The sequence below is a fragment of the Blastomonas sp. SL216 genome, assembly GCA_026625625.1.
Classification (GTDB): Bacteria; Pseudomonadota; Alphaproteobacteria; order Sphingomonadales; family Sphingomonadaceae; genus Blastomonas.
The window spans coordinates 1,625,238-1,648,258 of record CP113055.1; the positions used below are offsets into that span (position 1 = coordinate 1,625,238).

18 protein-coding genes are annotated in these 23,021 nt (G+C 65.4%); 14 read left to right on the forward strand and 4 right to left on the reverse strand.

Annotation, left to right across the window (positions count from 1 at the left end; genetic code table 11):
* Positions 1 to 11 precede the first annotated feature (11 nt).
* Genes OU999_07815 through OU999_07830 form a run of 4 tightly spaced genes read left to right on the forward strand, consistent with a single transcriptional unit; the run spans position 12 to position 5,311 of the window.
* Complete coding sequence (locus tag OU999_07815; GenBank protein ID WAC25077.1) at positions 12 to 731, forward strand: ABC transporter ATP-binding protein; 720 nt, start codon at positions 12 to 14, stop codon at positions 729 to 731.
* Entirely contained in the window at positions 728 to 2,176 is a 1,449-nt protein-coding gene (locus OU999_07820; GenBank protein WAC25078.1) for a DUF3526 domain-containing protein, read from the forward strand. The genes OU999_07815 and OU999_07820 overlap by 4 nt, the downstream gene beginning before the upstream one ends.
* Positions 2,173 to 3,426 (forward strand): DUF3526 domain-containing protein, encoded by a 1,254-nt coding sequence (locus OU999_07825; GenBank protein ID WAC25079.1) that lies wholly within the window; start codon positions 2,173 to 2,175, stop codon positions 3,424 to 3,426. The genes OU999_07820 and OU999_07825 overlap by 4 nt, the downstream gene beginning before the upstream one ends.
* Positions 3,371 to 5,311 (forward strand): TonB-dependent receptor, encoded by a 1,941-nt coding sequence (locus OU999_07830; GenBank protein ID WAC25080.1) that lies wholly within the window; start codon positions 3,371 to 3,373, stop codon positions 5,309 to 5,311. The genes OU999_07825 and OU999_07830 overlap by 56 nt, the downstream gene beginning before the upstream one ends.
* A gap of 27 nt (positions 5,312 to 5,338) precedes the next feature.
* Here the strand turns inward: OU999_07830 and OU999_07835 are convergent, their stop codons facing one another.
* Positions 5,339 to 5,737: a metalloregulator ArsR/SmtB family transcription factor gene (locus OU999_07835; GenBank protein WAC25081.1), complete on the reverse strand. Its 399-nt coding sequence runs from the start codon at positions 5,735 to 5,737 to the stop codon at positions 5,339 to 5,341.
* Positions 5,734 to 6,375, reverse strand: coding sequence for a peroxiredoxin (locus OU999_07840; protein ID WAC25082.1), 642 nt, complete (start codon positions 6,373 to 6,375; stop codon positions 5,734 to 5,736). The genes OU999_07835 and OU999_07840 overlap by 4 nt, the downstream gene beginning before the upstream one ends.
* Positions 6,376 to 6,481: 106 nt before the next feature.
* Between OU999_07840 and OU999_07845 the strand changes: the two genes are divergently transcribed.
* From OU999_07845 to OU999_07875, 7 genes are all read left to right on the forward strand, one after another.
* Positions 6,482 to 7,399, forward strand: coding sequence for an MBL fold metallo-hydrolase (locus tag OU999_07845; protein ID WAC25083.1), 918 nt, complete (start codon positions 6,482 to 6,484; stop codon positions 7,397 to 7,399).
* Positions 7,396 to 7,839, forward strand: coding sequence for a YeeE/YedE thiosulfate transporter family protein (locus tag OU999_07850; GenBank protein ID WAC25084.1), 444 nt, complete (start codon positions 7,396 to 7,398; stop codon positions 7,837 to 7,839). Before OU999_07845 ends, OU999_07850 begins: the two co-directional genes overlap by 4 nt.
* The gene (locus OU999_07855) at positions 7,836 to 8,246 is read left to right on the forward strand and encodes a YeeE/YedE family protein (protein WAC25085.1); all 411 of its coding nucleotides are present in this window, start codon (positions 7,836 to 7,838) and stop codon (positions 8,244 to 8,246) included. The genes OU999_07850 and OU999_07855 overlap by 4 nt, the downstream gene beginning before the upstream one ends.
* A gap of 29 nt (positions 8,247 to 8,275) precedes the next feature.
* Positions 8,276 to 9,574, forward strand: a complete 1,299-nt coding sequence (locus OU999_07860; protein WAC25086.1) for an FAD/NAD(P)-binding oxidoreductase — start codon at positions 8,276 to 8,278, stop codon at positions 9,572 to 9,574.
* A gap of 4 nt (positions 9,575 to 9,578) precedes the next feature.
* Entirely contained in the window at positions 9,579 to 11,348 is a 1,770-nt protein-coding gene (gene sulP, locus OU999_07865) for a sulfate permease (GenBank protein ID WAC25087.1), read from the forward strand.
* A gap of 447 nt (positions 11,349 to 11,795) precedes the next feature.
* Positions 11,796 to 14,987 carry a glycosyl hydrolase gene (locus tag OU999_07870; protein WAC25088.1) on the forward strand — a complete coding sequence of 1,064 codons (3,192 nt, stop codon included), beginning with the start codon at positions 11,796 to 11,798 and terminating at the stop codon, positions 14,985 to 14,987.
* Positions 14,984 to 16,933, forward strand: a complete 1,950-nt coding sequence (locus tag OU999_07875) for a TonB-dependent receptor (protein ID WAC25089.1) — start codon at positions 14,984 to 14,986, stop codon at positions 16,931 to 16,933. Before OU999_07870 ends, OU999_07875 begins: the two co-directional genes overlap by 4 nt.
* On the opposite strand, the gene OU999_07880 is transcribed toward OU999_07875, so the two are convergent.
* Together OU999_07880 and OU999_07885 are read right to left on the reverse strand one after the other, a co-directional pair.
* The gene (locus OU999_07880; protein WAC25090.1) at positions 16,930 to 17,445 is read right to left on the reverse strand and encodes a PepSY domain-containing protein; all 516 of its coding nucleotides are present in this window, start codon (positions 17,443 to 17,445) and stop codon (positions 16,930 to 16,932) included. The two genes, OU999_07875 and OU999_07880, sit on opposite strands and share 4 nt — an antisense overlap.
* Before the next feature lie 139 nt (positions 17,446 to 17,584).
* Positions 17,585 to 18,598 (reverse strand): AraC family transcriptional regulator ligand-binding domain-containing protein, encoded by a 1,014-nt coding sequence (locus tag OU999_07885; protein ID WAC25091.1) that lies wholly within the window; start codon positions 18,596 to 18,598, stop codon positions 17,585 to 17,587.
* Positions 18,599 to 18,795: 197 nt separating this feature from the next.
* Between OU999_07885 and OU999_07890 the strand changes: the two genes are divergently transcribed.
* The 3 genes from OU999_07890 to OU999_07900 all read left to right on the forward strand — a co-directional run bounded on the left by OU999_07890 (position 18,796) and on the right by OU999_07900 (position 22,980).
* On the forward strand, positions 18,796 to 20,040 hold the full coding sequence (locus tag OU999_07890; GenBank protein ID WAC25092.1) for a cytochrome P450: 1,245 nt from the start codon (positions 18,796 to 18,798) through the stop codon (positions 20,038 to 20,040).
* A gap of 62 nt (positions 20,041 to 20,102) precedes the next feature.
* On the forward strand, positions 20,103 to 21,260 hold the full coding sequence (locus tag OU999_07895; protein ID WAC25093.1) for a glutathione S-transferase family protein: 1,158 nt from the start codon (positions 20,103 to 20,105) through the stop codon (positions 21,258 to 21,260).
* 70 nt (positions 21,261 to 21,330) lie between these two features.
* A complete protein-coding gene (locus OU999_07900) occupies positions 21,331 to 22,980 on the forward strand; it encodes a sulfatase-like hydrolase/transferase (protein ID WAC25094.1) in 1,650 nt (549 codons plus the stop codon).
* The last annotated feature ends 41 nt before the right edge of the window (positions 22,981 to 23,021 follow it).

A 23,021-nucleotide genomic window follows, 5' to 3' on the forward strand; every position in this document is an offset into this window, starting at 1 on the left:
AGGTCCTGTCCATGTCCAACCCGGTTCTGGTGATCGATCAGCTTGTCGTCGAGCGCGGCGGCAAGCGCATCGTCGATGGCCTGTCGCTGACCCTCGCCGCCGGGGAAATCTATGCCTTGCTCGGCGGCAACGGCGCGGGCAAATCGACCACGCTGTTTGCGATCCTGGGCTTTCTGAGCCGCACCGACGGGACCTTGACCGTGGGTGGACAGGACCCTGAAGGCCAGATCGATGCGGTACGCGCGCAGATCGCCTATCTGCCCGAAAATGTCGCGCTTTACGATCATCTGAGCGCGCGCGAGAATGTCGATTACCTGCTCAAGGTCGCCGATTGCCGCCGGACCCGCGCAGAGGTGGAAGCGGCTTTCCAGTCGGTGGGCCTCGCAGCGACAGCCTGGGACCAGCGCGCGGGCAATTTTTCCAAGGGCATGCGCCAGAAGACCGCCATCGCGCTCGCCATGCTGCGCGATACGCCGCTGCTGCTGCTCGACGAGCCCACTTCGGGTCTGGACCCTGCCGCGTCGGCCGACTTCCACGCGCTGCTCGAAACGCTCGCCAAGCGCGGGGTGGCGGTGCTGATGGTGACGCACGACCTGCTGGGCGCTGCCGATACCGCAGACCGGATCGGGCTGATCTCGGGCGGGCGGATCGCCAGCGAATGGGCAGCGCAGAGCGGCGAGCCGCGCTTTGACCTCAACGCCCTGCACGACGGCTTTGCGAGAGTGCGATGAGCCAGGTGCTGACCATAGCGGGCGCCGAACTGCGCCTGATGCTGCGATCGCGCCTGGCGCTGGTCGGCGTCGCCACGCTGCTGCTGCTGTCGGCGATCGCAGCGGTGACGTCGGCCACGCAGATGACGGCTGCAGCAAAGATCCGCGCAGAAGCCCAGGCCGCGACCGACGCGCAGTTCAAGGCGCAGCCCGACCGGCACCCGCACCGGATGGTGCATTATGGCACCTATGCGCTGCGCCCGGTGGGGCCGCTCGCCGCCTTCGACCCTGGGGTCGATGCCTTTACCGGCACGCTGCTGTTCCTGGAAGGCCATCGGCAGAACAGCGCCACCTTCGGCGCAGCGCGCGAATCTTCCGATCTGGTGCGCTTCGGCCAGCTCACCCCGGCCTTTGTGCTGCAGACGCTCGCCCCGCTGCTGCTCATCTTCCTGGGCTTTGCCAGCGTGGCGCGCGAACGGGAGCGGGGCAGCCTGAGGGCACTGGCGGCGCATGGCGCCAGCGGCGCGGCCATCCTCGGCGGAAAGGCCATGGCGCTGGGTGCTGCAGCGGTGCTGGCAATGCTGCCTGCCTTTGCAGCGCTCGGCTGGGCCGCAGCGCAGCAGCCGAGCGAAGCGGGTATCGCAGCGCTCACCGCGCTTTCCTATAGCGGCTATCTGCTGGTCTGGGTGCTGCTGATCACGGCGGTTTCAGCCCTTGCGGCCAGCGCGCAGGGTGCGCTGGTGACGCTGATTGCGGCCTGGGCGATCGTCGTCGTGCTGGTCCCGCGCGCGGCAGCGGCCTGGGTGGGCGTGGCAGAGCCCCTGCCCAGCCGGGTCGATACCGAATTCGCGATCGCCGCAGACCTGCGGCGCATCGGTGACAGCCACAATCCCAATGACCCGCATTTTGCTGCGTTCAAGGCGAAGCTGCTCGCCCGATATGGCGTGACCAGGGTCGAGGATCTGCCGTTCAATTATCGCGGCGTGCTGGCGCAGGAAGGAGAACGGCTGACATCACAGCTGTTCAAGCACTATGCCGCGCGCGCCGCCGCAATCCAGAATGCCCAGACCGATCAGCTGACGGCGCTGGGGCTGGTCAGCCCTGCCCTTGCCGTGCGCCGCGCGTCGATGACCGGGGCGGCGACTGACCTCGGCACCCATCTCGCCTTTCTCGCGGCAGCCGAGGCCTATCGCTATGACATGGTGCAGAAGCTGAACGGCCTGCAGGCATCGGCGGTGGCCAGCGCCGATGATGCCGCGCGCAGCAAGGACCCGATTGCCGACCGCCGCACGCGCATCTCGGCAGATTTCTGGAAGTCCATCCCCGATTTCCGCTTCGATGCGCCGACGCCGTCCCAACGCGCGAGCGGCATGGCCTGGCCGCTCGCCATTGTGGCGCTGTGGATCGCGCTGGCATTCGGGCTGCTGGTTCGTGCCAGCCGCCGGCTGGAAAGAGCCGACGCATGAGCAACATTACCCGCGAACTGTGGCTGCTGATGCGCAGCCGATCGGCCCTTCTGGCGCTGGCGCTGCTGGTGCTGTGCAGCGCTGCCAGCGTGGCGCTGGGCCTCGCCAGCGTCGCACGCGACCGCGCGGCGATCGACCGGATGCTCGCCGGACAGACTGCAGAGGAACGCGCGCTTTCCGCCTTTGTCGCGGATGCAGGCTCCGGCGCCTATTACGGCTTTCAGCCGACCTGGGATTCGCCATCGGATCTTGCCTTTGCCGCGCTCGGCAGCCGCGATATCGCGCCCGCCATGCTGCGCGTGCGCGCGCTGGCTCTGGAAGCGCAGATCTATGAGAACGAGGCCGCCAACCCCGAACTGGCGCTGCCTGGCCGGTTCGATCTGGCCTTTGTCGCGGTCTATCTTGCGCCGCTGGTGCTGATCGCGCTGCTGCATGACCTGTGGTCGGGCGAACGCGAGGCCGGACGCTATCATGCGCTCGCGGCGCTGCCCCAGGCGCGCAAGCGCCTGTGGACCGCGCGCGTGCTCGTGCGCGTCGGCGGCGTGCTCGCTGCGCTTCTGCTGCCGTTTTTCGCAGGCGCGATCATTGCCGGTACAGCGCCCTTGCGCGCACTGGGCTTTGCCGGGCTGATCGTGCTCGTCGTACTTCTGTGGACCGCCATCGTCCTGCTGGTCGCGCGGCGGGGCGGACGCTCGGCGGTGCACGCCGCCTCGCTCGCCGCGATCTGGTTCGCGCTCACCCTGGTCGCGCCCGCCGGGGCCAACCTCGCGATCAACGCCGCCGTGGCGGTCCCCGATGGCGCGGCGCTGGCGCGCGAGAACCGCGAACATGTCCATGCCGGCTGGGATCGTCCGCGCGACCAGACGATGCGCGACTTCCTGAAGCTGTATCCGCGCTACGCATCGGGCGCGGCAATCCCGCCCACCTTTCACTGGAAATGGTATTTCGCCTTCCAGCATCTGGGCGACCGGCATGTTGCGCAGCAATCGCAGGCCTATCGTGAGGGGATCGAGCGCCGCGCCGACCTCGCCAGGCTTGCCGGATGGCTGCTGCCGCCTGCCGGGCTTGCCCAGGCCATGACACAACTGGCAAGGACCGATGTGGCCGCCCAGTTGGACTATCAGATGCGCATCCGCGCCTATCACCAGCGCTTGCGCGAGTTCTATTATGACTATCTTTTCAGCGAGAAACCCTTTGGCCCTGAGGAATTGCAGCGCGTTCCGCGTTTCGATCCTGCTATCGGCGGCTAGCCTCGCGACCAGTCCTGCCGCGCACGCGCAGCGTGTCGGCGACAATGCGGCTGCCGGGGCGGAGGACGCTTTCGGTACCAGCATCGGCAACGAGCGTGTCGGGCTGTACAGCGGCAATGACGTGCGCGGCTTCTCGCCCGTCACCGCCAACAACATCCGGCTGGAAGGCCTGTATTTCGATCGCCCCGCAGCGTTCACCGACCGGCTGGTGCAAAGCAATGTCGTGCGCGTCGGCCTCACCGCGCAGAACTATCTCTTCCCCGCGCCCACCGGCATTGTCGATTACAAGATCCGCCCGGCGGGCAATGACCTGGTGGTCAGCACGATGCTGGGCCTCAACAGCTGGGGCGGCGGGCGGCTGGAGATCGATGCGCAGATCCCGGTGGTCAAGGACCGGCTGAGCCTGGTCGCCGGCGCTGCCGGGTTCGTCGATGAACTCGCCCCCGGCAACCAGTCGTTCTTCGGCTCCTACGCGCTGGCCGCGCGCTGGCAACCTGGACGCAATATCGAGGTCATCCCGTTCTGGAGCCGCATCGACCTGTACAATCGCGAGGCCGCGCCGCTTTACACGCCCGAAGGCGCGTTCCTGCCGCCGCGGATCGAACGCCGCAGGTTTCCCGGACCCGAATGGACGGACCAGCGCAACACCGTGCAGCATTATGGCGCGCTGACCAAGGCGCGGCTGGGCGGCGGCTGGGATCTGGCGGCGGGTCTGTTCCGCTCGACATCGGACAGCGCCACCAACTTCGCCACGAACTTCACCGCATTGCGGCCCGATGGCACGGCGGTCCGCCGCGTCACCAGCGACCCGCCGCTCTCGCTCGCCGGGACCAGCGGCGAATTCAGGATCAGCAAGAGCTTCACCGAAGGGCCGCGCCGCCACACGCTGCACGCGGCGCTGCGCGGGCGCGAGCGGGTGAGCCGCTATGGCGGCGGCGCATCGATCAGCTATGCGCGCGCGCCGGTCGAGGCCGTGCTCGATGGTCCCGAGCCCGATTTCGCCTTCAACCCCCAGACCGGCGAGACCGTGCGTCAGGCGATTGCGGGCCTGGCCTATGACGGACGCTGGCAGGGCATGGGCGGGCTCAGCGTCGGGCTGCAGCACACCTGGTATCGCAAGCGCGTCGACCGCCCCGGCGCGGCGCTGGCGCGCACCGATGACGAAGCGTGGCTGCCCAATGTCACTGCCTCGATCGAGGCCACGAAGCGCCTCGCCTTTTACGGCGGCTATACCCGCGGGCTGGAGGAAAGCGGCATCGCGCCGGACAATGCCGCCAACCGCACCGAAGCCCTGCCTGCAATCCTGACGCGCCAGGTCGATGCGGGATTGCGCTGGAAAATCCCCGGCGGGATGAGCCTGGTCGCCGGGCTGTTCGATGTGCGAAAACCCTATTTCGCCGCCGACAATGCCAATGTGTTCCGCGAACTGGGCGATGTGCGCCATCGCGGACTGGAGCTCTCCGCCACCGGCGCGCTGTTCCCGCGCCTTACCGTTGTCGCAGGGGCCGTGCTGATGAAGCCGCGCGTGACCGGCGAGGCTGTCGAACAGGGACGGGTCGGACGGCGCCCGCTGGGCCAGCCATCGCAGATCCTGACGCTGGCGACGCAATACAGCCTGCCGGGCGTCGAGGGCGTGCAGCTGACGCTCAACGTCTCTCATCGCGGCACGCGCGCGGCGGACACGCGCAATCTCGTCATCCTGCCTGCGCGCACCACGATCGACGCCGGAGTCCGCTGGCGTTTCGATCTGGGCGACAATCCTGCGCTGCTCAGGGTGACGATGCTCAACGTCACCAACACCTACGACCTCGCGCTGGTCGGTAGCGGCAGCTATCAGGTCAATGCCCCGCGCCAGGTCACGATGTTCCTCACCGTGGATTTTTAGCGAGGCCTCCCCGCCCTGCAGAGCGGCCTAGCCGATACGGGCGAAACCGGCTGCGCCTAGAGGCACCATGGTTTGCGGTGCGGGTGCTGCAGGCAGGCTCAACACCTGTTGCAGGCCGGCGCCGGTACGCCCCTCCCCCATCATCGCTTCCATGGTGCGCACGCACAGCGCGACATCATCGTCCGCGAGCGAATAATGGACCTGCTTGGCAGCGCGGCGCGCGCGCACCAAGTCAGCCCGGCGCAATTCGGCAAGCTGCTGGCTGAGCGCGGGCTGGCCGATCGCCGTCATCGCATCGATCTCGCTGACGCTCTTCTCGCCCTGAACCAGGCACGACAGGATCATCAGCCGCTGCGGCTGGGCGAAGACGCGCAGTTTCTCGCTCATCGCATCGGCCAGCGCGCGGTTGCCATACAACGCGGTCACGCGTCGGCGACCTTCTGGCAGAACCAGTCGGAGGCATCGGCAAGTGGCGGCGCTTCCGGGTCGGGCGCCCGGAGCAGTTCATGGCCCGGCTGCCAGCCCTCGGGCGTCATCACGTCACCGGCATCCGCGCGCTGCAGCGCGGCGAGCAGGCGCAGCATTTCCTCGACCGATCGGCCGACATTGTGCGGATAGACGGTGATGGCGCGCACCACGCCCTGCGGATCGATGAAATAGGTGCAGCGCATCGCCGCGCTGCTCTGCGCCTGTTCGTCGATCATCCCATAGGCACGACCGATGGCCATCGAGGGGTCCTCGACCACGGGAAAGCCGATCGCGACGCCAAAGCCCGTCTCGATCGCGCGCAGCCAGGCGTGATGGGCGTAAAGGCTGTCCACCGAAAGCCCCAGCAACGCGCAATTCATCGCTGCAAATCGCTCTGCCGCCTGCTGCAGCCCGATAAACTCGGTGGTGCAGACCGGGGTGAAATCAGCCGGGTGCGAAAAGAACACCAGCCATTGGCCGCGATAGTCGCCAAGCCGCCGGATGCCCTGCGTGGTGCGGGCGGAAAAATCGGGTGCGACATCGCCGATCCGCAGCGGACGGGCAACGGTTGCGGTACGGGCCTCGGGATCAGTCATGCGGTGCGCCATCTCACATCAATGGGGGCCAGATCAATTCCCTTGACGATCCCCATTTAGTGAATTACATATTTTATGTAAATATGAATTTTAAGAGGACGCCACCATGTCAGACCCCGCCCTTGCCTCTGCTGTCCAGCAGGTGAAGACCGCGCAGGTCGGCGTGCCCGTGATCAAGGCCTTTTTCGATCATGACACCAACACCGTGTCCTATGTCGTCCACGATCCCGAAACCCTGCGCGGTGCAGTGATAGACAGCGTGCTGGACTATGATCCCGCTTCAGGTCGCACCGCCTTCGCCTCGGCAGATGCCATCCTGGCCTATGTCGCGGAAAAGGACCTCGTCATCGACTGGCTGCTGGAAACGCATGCCCATGCCGATCACCTGTCTGCCGCGCCCTATCTGCAGCAGAAACTGGGTGGGAAGATCGCCATCGGCGCCTCGATCACGCTGGTGCAGACTGTTTTCGGCAAGCTGTTCAACGCGGGCAGCGAATTCCAGCGCGATGGCAGCGATTTCGACGCGCTGTTTCACGACGGCGACCATTTCAGGATTGGCAATCTGGACGTGACCGTGCTGCACGTGCCCGGCCATACGCCTGCCGATATCGCCTATGTCATCGGCGATGCGGTCTTCGTTGGCGACACGATGTTCATGCCCGATTACGGCACCGCGCGCTGCGATTTCCCCGGTGGCGACGCGCGCACCCTGTTCCGGTCGCTGCGCCGCATCCTCGAACTGCCCGGCGATACGCGGCTGTTCATGTGTCATGATTATCTGCCCAAGGGCCGCGAGCATTTCACTTGGGAGACGACCGTGGCCGAGCAGCGCGCCAACAATGTCCACGCGCATGACGGTATCAGCGAGGACGCGTTCGTCGCGATGCGCGAGGCGCGCGATGCGACGCTGGACATGCCGCGCCTGATCCTGCCCTCGGTACAGGTCAACATGCGCGCCGGGCATCTGCCGCAGGCCGAGGACAATGGCGTGCGCTATCTCAAGATTCCGCTCGATGCGCTATGACATTGCCCGGATTTCCTGACGCAATGCCGCTGCAAGGACTGGCGGGCGGGCTGATGATCGGCCTGTCGGCTGCGATCATGCTGCTGGTGCTGGGGCGGATCGCCGGGGTCAGCGGGCTTGCCGCGCGCGCGGTCGGGCTATCGGCCAGCGGCGCGCCGCGCAGCATTGCCATCGCCTTCATCATCGGCCTGCCGCTGGGCGGGCTGCTCGTCAGCTTGTTGGCAGGGCCCGTGGTGACGCGGTTTCCGGCAAGCATCTGGCCGCTGCTGATCGGCGGGCTGCTGGTCGGCTATGGCACGCGGCTGGGCTCGGGCTGCACCAGCGGCCATGGCGTGTGCGGCTTGTCGCGCCTGTCGCCCCGCTCGCTGGTGGCGACCGCGCTGTTCATGGCCAGCGGTTTCGTGACGGTCGCGCTGCTGCGCGCAGGTGGCCTGTTGTGAAGCGGAACGCGATTGCCTTGATCGCAGGAACATTGTTCGGCGCAGGGCTGGCCGTCTCGGGCATGGCCGATCCGCAGCGCGTGCAGGCGTTTCTTGACCTCGGCGGGAACTGGGATCCGACATTGGCCTTTGTCATGGGCGGGGCGATGCTGGTGATGGTGATCGCCTGGGCCATCCAGCGGCGCATGACCGCGCCGATCGCGGTCAGCCGCTTCGACCTGCCCGAGACGCGCCGCATCGATGCCAGGCTCGCCATCGGCGCGCTGATCTTTGGCGCAGGCTGGGGCATTGGCGGGCTCTGTCCGGGGCCTGCCATAGCCGATCTAGCCATAGCACCGATGCAGGCGGGGATGTTCATGGCCGCGATGCTGGCAGGCATGGCGATCCACCGTTTCACCGCCCGATAGCCAGATTTCCGCCAGCGCGCGGAGAGGACATGACCATGCAGAATAGCCGCCCCCTTGAACCGACTTCCGGTGCGCCGCACATCGCGTCGCAACCTGCGACCAGTATCTTTGACGTCGTCATCGTCGGCGGTGGCAGCGCGGGGATCGCCACCGCTGCCAGCCTGCTCAAGCGCAAGCCCGGCCTGTCGATTGCGATCATCGAGCCTTCGGACGTGCATTATTATCAGCCGGGCTGGACCATGGTCGGCGGCGGCATTTTCGATGCTGCGGTCACGCGGCGGTCGCAGGCATCGGTGATGCCCCATGGTGCTACCTGGATTCACGCCTCGGCGAGCGGCTTTGCGCCCGACGACGACCGCGTGATCCTGAGCGATGGCACCGATGTGCGCTACCGCGTGCTCGTCGCCTGTCCCGGCATCAAGCTGGACTGGGATGCCATTCCCGGTCTGCGTGAGACTTTGGGCCGCAACAATGTCACGTCCAATTACGGCTATGACCTTGCGCCCTATACCCGAAAGCTGGTGGACGCCCTGCAGGGTGGACGCGCGCTGTTCACCCAGCCACCGATGCCGATCAAATGTGCCGGTGCGCCGCAAAAGGCGATGTATCTTTCCTGCACCCGCTGGGAAAAGGCCGGCATCCTCTCGCGCATCGACGTGCAGTTTCACACCGCAGGCGCGGTGCTGTTCGGCGTGCCCGCCTATGTCCCCGCGCTGATGGAATATGTCGAGCGCTACAACGCGCATCTGAACTTTGAATCGAAGCTTGTGGCCATTGACGGCCCGGCGGGAATGGCGACGTTCGAGCAGAAGCGCGGGGACCAGGTCGAGCGGATCGAGGAGCGCTTCGACATGATCCATGTCGTACCGCCGCAGACTGCGCCCGATTTCATCCGCTCAAGCCCGCTCGCAGCGGCCTCCGGCTTTATCGATGTCGACGAGGCGACGCTGCGCCATACCCGCTATGCCAATATCTTTGCGCTGGGCGATGCGTGCTCGGCGTCCAACGCCAAGACCATGGCCGCCGCGCGCAAACAGGCGCCCGTGGTTGCGGTCAACGTGCTGGCGGCGCTGGAGGGCAAGCCGCCGGTGGCCGATTATGATGGCTATGGCAGCTGCCCGCTGACGGTGGAATCGGGCAAGATCGTGCTCGCCGAGTTCGGCTATGGCGGCAAGCTGCTGCCAAGCTTTCCCAAATGGCTGATCGACGGCACCCGGCCATCGCGGCTGGCATGGCTGCTCAAGGATACTATCCTGCCGCCGGTCTATTGGCACGGCATGCTCAAGGGGCGCGAATGGATGGTCAGGCCGCACAGGATCGGCAGCTGAGCCCATGCGTCTTTCCCGCTTTCTGCCGGTGCTCGAATGGGGCCGCGCCTATAATGGCACCACGCTGACCAATGATCTGGTGGCAGCGGGGATCGTCACGATCATGCTGATCCCGCAGAGCCTGGCCTATGCCATGCTGGCAGGCTTGCCGCCGGAGATCGGCCTCTATGCCTCGATCCTACCGATCATCGCCTATGCGCTGTTTGGCACCAGCAGGGCGCTTGCCGTCGGCCCGGTCGCGGTGATCTCGCTGATGACGCTGACCGCAGCGAGCAGTGTCGCGGTTCCGGGGAGCGCCGAGTTCATCGCTGCCGCGCTGGTGCTTGCGCTGCTTTCCGGCCTGATCCTGCTGGCGATGGGGATATTGCGGCTGGGCTTTCTGGCCAATCTGCTCTCGCATCCGGTGGTGTCGGGCTTCATCACCGCATCGGGCCTGATCATCGCGACCAGCCAGCTCAAATCGATCCTGGGCATCAAGGCGAGCGGAGAAGCGCTGCCCGAGCTGGTATCGACGCTCGCGGCAAACCTGCCAGCGACCAACATGCCGACGCTGATCATCGGCGGTGCCTCGACCGCCTTTCTGTTCTGGGTGCGCAAGGGATTGAAGCCGCTGCTGGTCAGCATGGGCATGAAGCCGCGCGTCGCCGACCTGAGCGCGAAGGCAGGGCCGATCGCTGCAGTGGCCGTCTCCACGCTTTCGGTGCTGCTGCTCGATCTTGAGGCGGCGGGGGTGAAGACCGTGGGGCAGATCCCGCAGAGCCTGCCGCCGCTCACCCTGCCGCTGTTCGACGTGGCCCTGTGGCAGCAACTCGCCATTCCGGCGCTGCTGCTCAGCATCATCGGCTTTGTCGAAAGCGTCTCGGTGGCACAGACGCTGGCGGCCAAGAAGCGCCAGCGGATCAATCCGGATCAGGAGCTGATCGGCCTGGGCGCGGCGAATGTCGCGGCGGCCTTTACCGGCGGCTATCCGGTGACTGGCGGCTTTGCCCGTTCGGTGGTCAATTTCGATGCCGGGGCAGAAACGCCAGCCGCGGGGGCATTTACCGCGATCGGTATCGCCATCGCCGCGCTGTTCCTTACCCCCTATCTCGCCTCGCTGCCCATCGCCACCCTGGCCGCGACGATCATTGTCGCGGTGCTCAGCCTGGTCGATCTGAAGACGCCGCGCCACATCTGGCGCTATTCGCGCGCGGATTTCGCAGCGATGGCTGCGACGATCCTGGTGACGCTCCTGGTCGGGGTAGAGCCGGGCGTGATTGCGGGCGTCGGCCTGTCGCTCGGGCTGTTCCTGTGGCGCGCATCGCGGCCGCACGCCGCCGTGGTCGGGCGCGTTCCGGGGACCGAGCATTTCCGAAACATCCTCCGCCACAGCGTGTTCACCGATCCGCGCATCCTGACTATCCGCATCGACGAGAGCCTGACCTATCTCAACGCCCGCTGGCTGGAGGAATTCGTGCTCGAACAGGTGGCCGAACATCCGCAGCTGCAGCATCTGGTGCTGATGGCATCGGCGGTGAATGCGATCGACGCCTCTGCGCTCGAGAGCCTGGAGGCGATCAACCACCGTCTGGGCGATGCGGGGGTTGCGCTGCACCTGTCCGAGGTCAAGGGACCGGTCATGGACGCGCTGGAGCGATCGCACCTGATCGGCGATCTGACAGGGCAAGTCTGGCTGTCGCAGAACGAGGCCTTCGCCCAGCTGATCGAGCAGATGCAGCGCGCCGAGCAAGCCGAGATCGCCAGGGACCCTCTGCTGGCGCGTGGCTTGATCTAGGCGTGGGCGATGTTCGCCGCAGGTGCTGGAACACGGCAGCACGCCGTTGCCGGTGCAGCCATGATCGCGCTGGCGATGTGGATCTATGTCGGCTTTGCGCGCTTCGTCGAACGGCGGCAGTTTTGGGCTGGAAGCATAGCTGATCCCCTGCCTGCTGTGCACCGCCACCGGCGTCGTCCTGGCGCTGCGGTCGGTCCGCTGCGGGCATGTTGTGCTGCCCTTCTGGAAGCAACCGCGCGAGCCCATGCTGCACCGGCCTGGCTGAGGCGCACGCGAATCTGGCAGATCCGCTCCGCCAGGAGCAGGCGCGCTGTTCATCTCGTCTCGCAACGCTGTGATCTGGCTTGATTTTCTCCGGACTCGGCCCGATGGTCCGCGCAACACGAAAAGCCGCGAATGTCCGCTGGTCGGCAGCCGCGTTCAGGCTTGCGATAAAGGGGTGAGAGCATGAAACTGGGGCCAAAAATGATCGGGCTGGCATTTTGCTGGCTGCCGGTCGGCGCGGTAATGGCGCAGGACGCGAATGAACTGAAAAAGGCTGAAGAGGCCGCAGACGCCCCGCTGCCAGAGGATGAGCAGGCTTATTTCACCTCGCTGACCTGGCGCAATATCGGCCCCGATCGCGGTGGCCGCTCGATCTCTGCCAGCGGCAGCGCGGCGCGCCCGAACGAATATTATTTCACCGCCGTCGGTGGCGGCCTGTGGAAGACGACCGATGGCGGCCAGAGCTGGAAGGCTGTCACCGACGGGCAGCTCGATACCGCCTCGGTGGGCGGTGTCGCGGTGTGCGAGGCGAATCCCGATATCGTCTATCTGACCACCGGTGAAACGCAGCTGCGCGGCAACATCCTGCCCGGCAACGGCGTGTGGAAATCGATCGACGCGGGCAAGACCTGGGCCAAGATCGGCCTGGCGGATGTGCAGAATTTCGCGCGCGTGCGGATCGATCCGGCCAATTGCGACACTGCCTTTGTTGCCGGTTTCGGCCATTATGGTGAGCCGAATGCCGAACGCGGGGTCTTCAAGACCACCGATGGCGGAAAGAGCTGGCGCAAGGTGCTGTACCGCGACCCGAAGACCGGCGCGGTCGATGTGTCGATCGATCCGAAAAACCCCCGCAACATGTACGCGGCGCTCTGGGAAGCCTGGCGCAAGCCCTGGGGCATGAGCTCGGGCGGGCCGGGCAGCGGGCTGTTTCACAGCACCGATGGCGGCGAAAACTGGACCGAGCTGACCCGCGCGCCGGGGCTGCCGCAAAAAGGCCTGATCGGCAAGATCGGGGTCAGCGTATCGCCGGTGGACGCAACCCGTGTCTATGCGATTGTCGAGCATGCCGAGGAAGGCGGTCTGTACGTGTCGGACGACGCCGGTGCCAGCTGGCGGCGGGCCAATGACAGCCGCGACCTGCGTCAGCGAGCCTTCTACTACTCCCGCCTGCTCGCCGATCCGGTGGTCAAGGACCGGGTCTATATCCTCAACGTCGATTTCTTCCGGTCGGACGATGCAGGTGCGACGCTGACCAAGATCAAGGTGCCGCATGGCGACAATCACGACCTGTGGATCGACCCTGCCAACAACCAGCGGATGATCCAGTCCAACGACGGCGGGGCCAATGTCAGCGTCAATGGCGGCGAAAGCTGGACGCGGCAGAATTATGCGACCGCACAGATGTATCGTGTGTCGATCAGCAACCACTTCCCCTATTTCGTCTGCGGCGGGCAGCAGGACAATTCGACCATCTGCGTGCCCTCGCGCGACTGGAAGCATGTCAACGTGCTGGGCGGCCAATATGGCTTTGCTGCAGGCGGCGGCGAGAGCGGCTATGTCACCAACGATCCACTCAACCCCGAAATCTTCTATGCGGGCAGCTATGGCGGCACGCTCGACCGCTATGACCGCGCAACCGGTCAGGCCCGCGCGATCAATGTCCTGCCCGACAACCCGATGGGCTATTCGGCCAGCGAAGTTGCCGAGCGGTTCCAGTGGACCTTCCCGATCGTCTTCGATCCGCACGATCCCAAGAGCCTGTACGTCACCTCGCAGCATGTCTGGCGCAGTCGCAACGAGGGCCAGAGCTGGGAGAAGATCAGCCCCGACCTGACCCTGGCCGATCCCAAGACGCTGGGTCCGTCGGGCGGACCGATCACCCGTGACCAGACCGGCGTGGAAACCTATGCCACCGTCTTTGCGCTGGCCCCGTCGCGGCGCGAGCGCGGCCTGATCTGGGCGGGGTCGGACGATGGCCTGGTGCATGTGACGCGCGATGGCGGTGCGAAATGGAGCAATGTGACGCCCAGGCTGCTGCCGCAATATGTGAAGATCACCACGGTCGAGGATTCGCCGCATGCCGATGGCACCGCGTACCTTACCGGCCATCGCCACCTGCTGGGTGACTTCAAGCCCTATGTGCTGAAGACGACCGATTACGGGCGCAGCTGGACGTCGATCGCGGCTGGCCTTCCCGCCGACGAGATGGCGCGCAGCATCCGCGAGGACCCCAAGCGTCCGGGCCTGCTGTATCTTGGCACCGAACGCGGCGTGTGGGTTTCGTTCAACGCCGGCAAGGACTGGCGCAAGCTGCAGCGCAACCTGCCCGCCGTCCAGGTCTCCGACCTTGCCGTGACCGCCAATGATCTGGTGATCGCAACGCATGGCCGCTCGTTCTGGGTGCTCGACAATATCGGCGTGCTGCGCCAGCTGGAAAGCGGCGCGGCGCGGACCGAGCGGTTGTTCGCTCCTGCGCCTGCGGTGCGCGAGGTCGATGAAGGCGTTGCGATCGACTATTTCCTCCCCGCCCGGCCCAAGCAGCTGGCGCTCGAAATCCTCGGACCCGACGGCGCGCTGATCCAGAGCTTCGCCGGCAATCCGGTGGAGCCGAAAAAGGACGACAAGAAAAAGGACGAGGACGACGACGATCCGTTCAAGCCGCGCCCGGCTGTCACCACAACGATGAAGCCCGGCCTGAACCGGTTCGTGTGGAAGATGCGGCATCCTGGTTTCACCGATTTCCCCGGCATGATCCTTTGGACCAGCCGCAACAACGGCATCACCGCCGTCCCGGGCCAGTATCAGGCGCGGCTGACGGTCGATGGCAAAAGCTTCACCCAGCCCTTCGAAATCCGGTCGGACCCGCGCCTCACGGGGGTCACCCAGGCGGATCTGGTCGCACGGTTCGATTTTTCCAATCGCGTGAGCAAGCGGGTGAGCCAGGCGAACGAAGCGGTGCTGCTGATCCGCGGGATCAAGGAACAGACGGCTGCGGCTGCCGCCAACCCGGCTGCCGATGCGGCGCTGCGCACGGCGCTGGCAGGTTTCGACAGCCGGCTGAGCGAGATCGAGGGCCAGCTCTACCAGGTGCGCAACCGCTCGCGTCAGGACCCGCTCAACTATCCGATCATGCTCAACGACAAGCTGGCCGGACTGATCGGGGTAGCAGAAAGCGCAGAAGCGCGGCCGACCGACCAGAGCGAGGCGGTGTTCGCAAGCCTTTCGGCGGAACTGGACAAGCAACTGGCGGCGCTCGATCAGGCGATCGGCACTGGTCTGCCCGATCTCAATACACGGCTTGGCGCAGCGGGATTGGCGCAGATCGTGCGCAGACCGCAAGCTGTGCCGGTGGCTGATCCGGCGAAGGAGTGACGACAAGGGCGCTGGCAGCCTGCTCTGTTGTGGCGCAGGCCGTGCTGACGATCGGCACGGCAGGCGCGCAGACCAGGCTGCCACCGATCACGGTCACGGCCCACGCCCCGGAAGAACGGGTTCTGCCGCCGCAGACGGTGATCACCATCGATACGCTGGTGGACCGCCAGCCCCGGACTGTGGCCGATGTGCTGCGGGGGGTGGCCGGGGTGACCGTGCGCGCCAATTCGCGCGGCGAAACCGTGGCGCGGATCCGCGGTGCCGAGGAGCGCCAGACACAGGTGTTTCTCGATGGCGCGCCGCTGGCGGTGCCCTGGGATGGGCGGGTCGATCTAGGGCTGCTTCCGGCTGGCCTGCTCGGCAATGTGCGCGTCATCAAGGGCGCTGCACCGATCGAATATGGTGCCAACACCGTCGCCGGTGTCGTCGATTTCCAGACACGACAAAGCGCGCAAGGCAGCTTTGCCCATGCCGAGGCGGGCAGCCTCGGTTCGGGCAGCGCATCGGTCGTGCTGGCGGAGAAGATCGGCGCTATCGAGGCGACATTTGCTGCGGGCGGTATCACCCGCGATGCCGAGCCGCTGGCGGGTCCATTGCGCTTCAGCCAGCCCTCGCGCGACCGGCGGACCAACAGCGATCTCGATGCAGGCAGCCTTTTTGCCGCGCTGGGCACCAGCATCGGCGATGTGCGCCTGAGGGCTTCGCTGCTGCATCTGGCCGCCGAGCGGGGCATTGCGCCCGAATCGGATCGTCCGGCAGAGGCCGGGGTGCGCTTTTGGCGCTATCCCGATATCGCGCTGACCCAGGCGACGCTGAACCTGGGCGTCGCTCTTGGCGGAGATGCCGAGTTGCTGGCAACCGCATGGCGGCAGGAGTTCAGCCAGCGGATCGCGCAATATCGCAGCGTCAACTATGCCGCGCTGCGGCGCACGCAGGAGGATGATGACAGCACGCTCGGCGGGCGCATCACTTTTGCCCATCGGCTTGGGCCTTTGCACCTGCGCTGGGCGGCGTCGGCCCAGACGAGCACGCACCGCCAGGTCGAAACCGATTTTCCCTCGGCCATGGCCGGCCCCCGCCTGAAATATCGCCAAAATCTCCATAGCGCCGGGGTCGAGGCTGACGCGGAACTGGCGCCAGGGGTCCGCGCGACCTTCGGGGCGGCCTATGACGCGGTCGACAACCCGCTGACCGGAGACAAGCCCCGCCAGCCTTCGCTCGATGCGGGCGCAGCGTCGGCCGCATTCCGCTTCGATCTGGGCGATGATGCAGTGCTGACGCTCAGCGGCGGGCGGCGCACACGGTTTCCCACCGCACGCGAGCTGTTCGGCGAGGCGCTGGGGCGGTTTGTGCTCAATCCTGACCTCCGGCCCGAACAGGCCTGGCTGACCGATGCGGAGCTGCGATGGACCCGATCCGGCCTTTCGCTGACGCTCAACCCGTTCCTGATCCGCTCGGAAGATACGCTGGCCCAGCGCGTGCTGGCCGATGGCCGCCGCCAGCGGTTCAACCTGTCGGGTGCGACAAGCTTCGGCGTTGATGCCAGCATCGTGCACGATCTTTCCGATACGCTGCGCCTCGAGCTTTCCGGCACGGTGCTCAGCGCGCGGGCGGATGCCGGCAGCGCTGCGGTGCGCCGCCTGCCGCAACGCCCGTCATTCGAGGCCCTGGCGGTGCTCGACTGGAATGTGCACGGCCAGTTCGATCTACGCGCCGAGTTGCGCGGGGTGGGCAAGGCGATCGACCTGGATGCGACCGGCCAAAGCGTGGATCTGCCTGCCGCCGCCGAGATCGCGTTGCGCGCGGCAATCCCGGTCGCGCAGCTGGGCAAGCATCAGTTGCTGGTCACCTTCGCGGTCGACAATCTCACCGACGCGCAGATCTTTCCGCAGGCGGGCCTGCCCTCGCCCGGACGGCTCTGGCGCGTCGGGCTGCGTTTCGACTAGCGCGCGCGGGCAGCGGCCTTGGCCAGCCGCTTGCGCCGCCGCACCAGCATCGGCTTGATGAACATATAGGCGCCGGTCCCCCACAGGATCAGCAGCGCGACGCCGGTCGGTACCGACAGCAGATATTTGCCCCAGCCGCCCAGGATGCTGAAATCGTGGAGCGTCTCGATGAAATCGGATGTGCGATAGCCGGTCTGGAGCACCTCCAGCGAATGCAGATCGACCTGATATTCGGTCCGATCATTGAGGATCACCTTGGCGAGGCCGTCATCGGGCCTGACATCGATGCGATCGACATCGCGCCAGTCCAGCCGGTCCCTCCCCTCTTGGCTGGCAACCGCCGCCAGCAATGCATCGAGCGGCGTGCTCGGCAGACCAGGCGCACTCGCTTGCGCCGTCGGCGCTTGCAGGACGTCAAAATCCTTTTTCAAAGCCAGCAGCACGCCGGTGACAGCGACCATGGCGACGGTGACCAGCGTGAACGCGGTCAGCCAGTAATGTATCAAGCGCAAGGTGCGACCCATCAGCAGCATGTCCATGGGAAAGAGGGCAGATCAGGAGCGTGGTTCTTACCCGAGCCGCCAGGAATTGCCATGCCGGAGCGGCGCGCCCGAGTGACGGCGCGCGTTCGCTTCGGTCCAGTGCTTTGCGCTAGATGGGTTCGCAGGGCCTTGGCTGGCCGCGCTTCAATGCACGGGGCGACTGGCCGTACCAGCGTACCATGGCCCGCGATAAGGCGCTCGTTTCAGAGAATTGCAGAAGCTCGGCGATCTGCGTGACGCTGAGGCGGGATTCCTGAAGGTATGAGAGCGCAAGATCGGCGCGGACGGCATCGACGATCTGCGCAAGGCTGGTCCCTTCATGCGCCAGCTTGCGCTGCAACGTCCGCCGCGACATCCGCAACAGGCTTGCGGTCTTGGGCAAATCGATGGTCGCGTGCGGCAGGAATGCCCGCACGAGATTTTCGACATTGACGGCGACGGCCCCCGGGGTCGATTGCCGCATGGCATCGTACCGGGCCGCCAGCTCGCCATGCAGCACCACGCTGCCTTCGCAGGTCGGCCTGGCCAGTTCTGCACGGGCGATGAAGATCGTGTTGCGATCCGCGTTGGTATAGATGGTCGGCCCCAGAAGCTGCGCATGGTAACGGCGGTTGGCGGGCGGCGCGTGACGCAGCGAGATATATTGCGGCGACCAGCCCGGCAGGTGGCGGCGGATTTCCTTCACCAATATGCCGAAGCCAAGCTCGGTGATGTGGCGGTGCGCCAGGCCCGTGCCAGCCGCGAGTTCGTAATTCACCTCGATGCCTGCAGGCGATTCGACCAGCGCGACCAGTGCGCCAACGGTAAAGACCGGGAAATAGGCTGCCAGATCGTGGAGCAGTTCGCCGATGGTGTTGGCGCTGCCCAGCAGCGAGGCGAGCGGTCCGAGCACCGAGAAGCCCTGATAGCCCGACAATCTGAGGCCGAAGGATTCGCACTCCAGCCGGTCGGCGGCCAATGTCAGGAACCGGGCGAACCCCGCGATCTCGATCAGTTGCGGGGAAGCGGCCGAAATCCCGGCGGGCAATCCTGCCTCCGCCAGCAGGGCATCCCAATCGCCCGCGAGTTCAGCGACCAGATCCGGAGCGCCGGACAGTGCGGAACTGGACACCCATTTGGCCATGTCTTTCCCCCTTTGCGCAGGAGACACAGGCTTTGGCGCGCGATGTCAAGTTTTGCCGCCGCGTTGCTGTATCACCAATAGGCACGACAGGGTTTCGCCAGCGCGCGAGACATCTGGACGAGCAAGCCGAAAACGGCACGGGGCGGGCGCGGTGGACAGCTGCATCCCGACCCCGATCGATGGAGAGGGATCGAGAGATGGCGACAAGCATATTGGACGAGCGACCCGTGGTCGATCCGCGGGATGTCAGCCGGGCCGAGCTGTATCATGGCGACTGCTGGCAAGCCCCGTTCGAGGAGCTGCGGAAGAATGCGCCCATCCATTATGTGGAGCATTCGAAATTCGGTCCCTATTGGTCGGTCTCCACCTACAAGCCGATCGTTCATATCGAGGCGCTGCCGAAGATCTTCTCCTCCTCCTGGGAATATGGCGGCATCACCGTGGCATTCGACCCCGAAAAGCCGATGGAGGGGGAGCTGCGGATGCCGATGTTCATCGCCATGGACCCGCCCATCCATACCGGTCAGCGCCGGACGGTGGCACCCGCCTTCGGCCCCAGCGAAGTCGCCGCGATGAAGGCGGAGGTGCAGCAGCGCACGGCCGAGGTGCTCGACGCGCTGCCGATCGGCGAGGCGTTTGACTGGGTCAAGGCCGTCTCGATCGAACTGACCACCGGAATGCTGGCGCGACTGTTCGATTTCCCGTGGGAAGAGCGTCACAAGCTGACCGAATGGTCGGATACCGGCGGCGATATCGAGCTGATCTTCAAGCCCGACGGCATGGCCATCCGCAATACCGCACTCATGGAAATGGGCGGCGCTTTCGGAAAGCTGTGGCAGGAAAAGGCCGCAGCGCCGGGCAAGGACCTGATATCGATCATGCTCCAGTCCGACGCGATGAAGGAGATGAGCCAGGAGGAGTTCCTGGGCAATCTGATCCTGCTGATCGTCGGCGGCAACGACACCACGCGCAACTCGATGTCCGGCTTTGTCTATGGCCTGAACAAATATCCCGAGGAGCGCGCCAAGCTGGAAGCCGATCCTTCGCTCATTCCCAACGCGGTCAGCGAGCTGATCCGCTGGCAGACGCCGCTGGCGCACATGCGCCGGACGGTGATGGAAGACACGGTCGTCGATGGCGTCGCGATGAAAAAGGGCGACAAGGTCGTGCTGTGGTACCTGTCGGCCAATCGCGACGAAAGCGTGTTCGAAGATGGCGAGGCGATCCGGATCGATCGTCCCAATGCGCGTCGCCATCTGGCCTTTGGCTATGGCATCCACCGCTGCGTCGGCGCACGCGTCGCCGAACTGCAGCTGACCGTGCTGCTGGAAGAGATGGCCAAGCGCCGGTTGCGGGTGAACGTTCTGGAAGAGCCCGAGCGCGTCAAATCCTGCTTTGTCCATGGCTATTCCCGGATGATGGTCAGCCTGTCACATTATTGATCGCGCGCGATGCTTCACCCGCAACGCAGCGCATACAGGCCCATTTCAAATATCCGGGACACATGATGATGAGCGACACCTACACCCTCTGGGGAACACCGCACTCGTTGTTCACCGGCAAGGTGCGATCCTATCTGATCAAGAAGCGCGTACCCTATCGGGAGATCGTCTCGTCCGATGCGCGGTTCCTCAGCGAGGTGGTGGCCCGGGTCGGCCACCGGGTCATTCCGGTGATGCAGACCCCTGAAGGCGAGATCGTCCAGGATACCACCGCGATCATCGACCTGGTCGAACAGCGGGTCGCAACGCCCGATTTCACTCCGCCCGGCCCGGTGCAGCAGGTCGTCGCGCATCTGCTCGATGCCTTTGGATCGAACTATCTGATGCCGCTGGCGATGCACTATCGCTGGTCGTATCGCGCGCAGCAGGAGCTGTTCCTGCGATCCGAATTCGCCCGCGCGGTTCCGCCGATGGAGCATGGCCAAAGGCTGGAGACTGCAGGCAAGCTGATGCTGCGGTTCGCCGATTTTCTGCCCGGCCTGGGTGTCACGCCTGCGGTCATCCCGGCGATGGAGGCGAGCTATGCGGAGCTTCTCGCGGCGCTGGAGCAGCATTTTCAGCAGCACCCGTATCTCTTGGGCGGACGCCCCAGCATCGCCGATTTCGGGATGATGGCCCCGCTCTATGCGCACCTGGCGCGTGATCCCGTGCCGGCCTTTTTGATGAAGACCACCGCGCCATCGGTGTTCCGCTGGACCGAACGGATGAACAGCCCTGAGATCATCGACACCGATTATCCCGATTATCCCGACAGCTTTCCCGCCGATGACGCTCTGCCGCACACGCTCGAAGCGGTGCTGGCGTTGGTGTTTGCGCATTGGGGGCCAGGGCTTAACGCAGATACCGCGTGCTTCAATGCATGGCTTGCCGAGCTGGAGACTGCGGCACCCGGCACGCTGGTATCCCACAACAACGGACGCAAGGTCCATCCGCATGTCGGCTGGATCAGCTATCCCTGGCGCGGCGTCGTGATGGAACGCGCGAGCCATCCTCACTCGCTGTGGCACTTCAGCCGTGCTCAGGCGCTGGCAGACAACCTCGCAGTGACCGATCAAGAGCGGCTTGGCGTGCTGCTGGACCGGACCGGGGGCAGAGAGATGATGGCGCTGCGGACCGATCGTGCGATCACGCGGCAGGATAATGTGCTGGTTCTGGCCTGAGGCATCAGGTGTCGCAAACGTAAAGAGACGCACAACAAGGCGTCCACAAGATAACTGGGGAGGGAGTTGCATGACCAAGGCCCGTTTTGCAGCAGGCGGCGTTATCGTCTTGCTGGCAGCAGCGTTCGTTGCCTGGAAATTCTTTCCGATCCAGTTGGTCGCGATGCTTGATCGCATCCGCAATCCGATCGCCGAGACTCAGGAGGTGGTCTGGCAGAAGGGCCCGGCAACCCCGCCTGCGGGCCAGCGCCCGCCAAACATTATCCTCATTGTCGCCGATGACCTGGGGATCAATGACCTGACCGCAACCGGCACCGGCGTTGCCAACGGGCTGGTGCCCACGCCGAACATCGATGCCCTTGCCCATGAAGGTGCGCAGTTCGATACCGGCTATGCGGGCAGCGCCACCTGCTCGCCGTCGCGCGCGGCCCTCATGACCGGGCGCTATCCTGCACGCTTCGGCTTCGAATATACGGCGGTGCCCAAGTCCTTCGCGCGCAATCTCGCGGCACCTGTCCCCGGCCGCCTCCACCAGCCGATCTATCATCCCGAACGCGAGGCCGAGATGCCGACGCTGGAGGATATGGGTGTTCCAGAAGACCAGGTGACGATTGCCGAGCTGCTTAAGGGCCAGGGATACCGCACCTTGCATGTCGGCAAATGGCATCTGGGTGAATCGCCGAAGATGCGACCCGAAACGCAGGGGTTCGACGAGAGCCTCGGCATCATGTTCGGCGCGGGCAAGTTCCTGTCCGAAGACAATCCCGATGTTGTCAACGCCAAGCTGGATTACGACCCGATCGACCGGTTCCTGTGGATCTTCGGGACCGACGCCGTGCAGAAGAACGGCGGCCAGCGCTTCCATGTCGGTGAATATATGACCGACTATTACACGCATCAGGCGATCGCCGCGATCGATGCCAATCGCAATCGCCCGTTCTTTCTTTACCTGGCCTATAATGCGCCGCACACGCCGCTGCAGGCCAAGCGCGCCGATTATGAGGCGCTGTCGGCGATCAAGGACCACAAGACCCGCGTCTATGGCGCGATGATCCGGGCGCTCGATCGCGGCGTCGGCGAAGTGGTGGCGGCGCTCAAGAAAAAGGGGCTGGACGACAACACCCTGATCATCTTCACCAGCGACAATGGCGGGGCCTGGTATCTTGGGCTGCCGGGTGTCAACGAGCCTTATCGCGGGTGGAAGGCGACCTTTTTCGAAGGCGGCATTCGCGTGCCGTTCCTCATGCGCTGGCCGGGCCAGATTGCGCCCGGGCAAAGGGTGGCAATGCCCGCGCATCATCTCGACTTCTTTGGCACGGCAGCCGCCCTCGCAGGGGCAGACGTGCCAACCGACCGCAAGATGGACACGGTTAACCTGCTGCCGTTCGTGACCGGCACGCCGGCGGCGCAGCGGGAGCGGACCCTGTTCTGGCGCTCCGGAGATTACAAGGTGGTGCGACAAGGCCAGTGGAAGCTGCAGGTCGCCGGCAAGCCGCGCAAGGCCTGGCTGTTCGACCTCGCCACGGACCCCACCGAGAAGGTCAATCTGGCGGATCGCAATCCCGAACGGGTCAAGGCGATGAAAGCGCTGCTGGCGGCGCATGACCGCGAGATGCCCAAGCCCATCTGGCCCGCGCTGGTGGAAGACGCCATCCGCATCGACGTTCCGCTGGATGCCCCGTGGAAGCCGGACCAGGAATATGTCTACTGGGCCAACTGAGACCCCGCACTGGGTTGCTGGCCAGATATCCCGCGATGCCC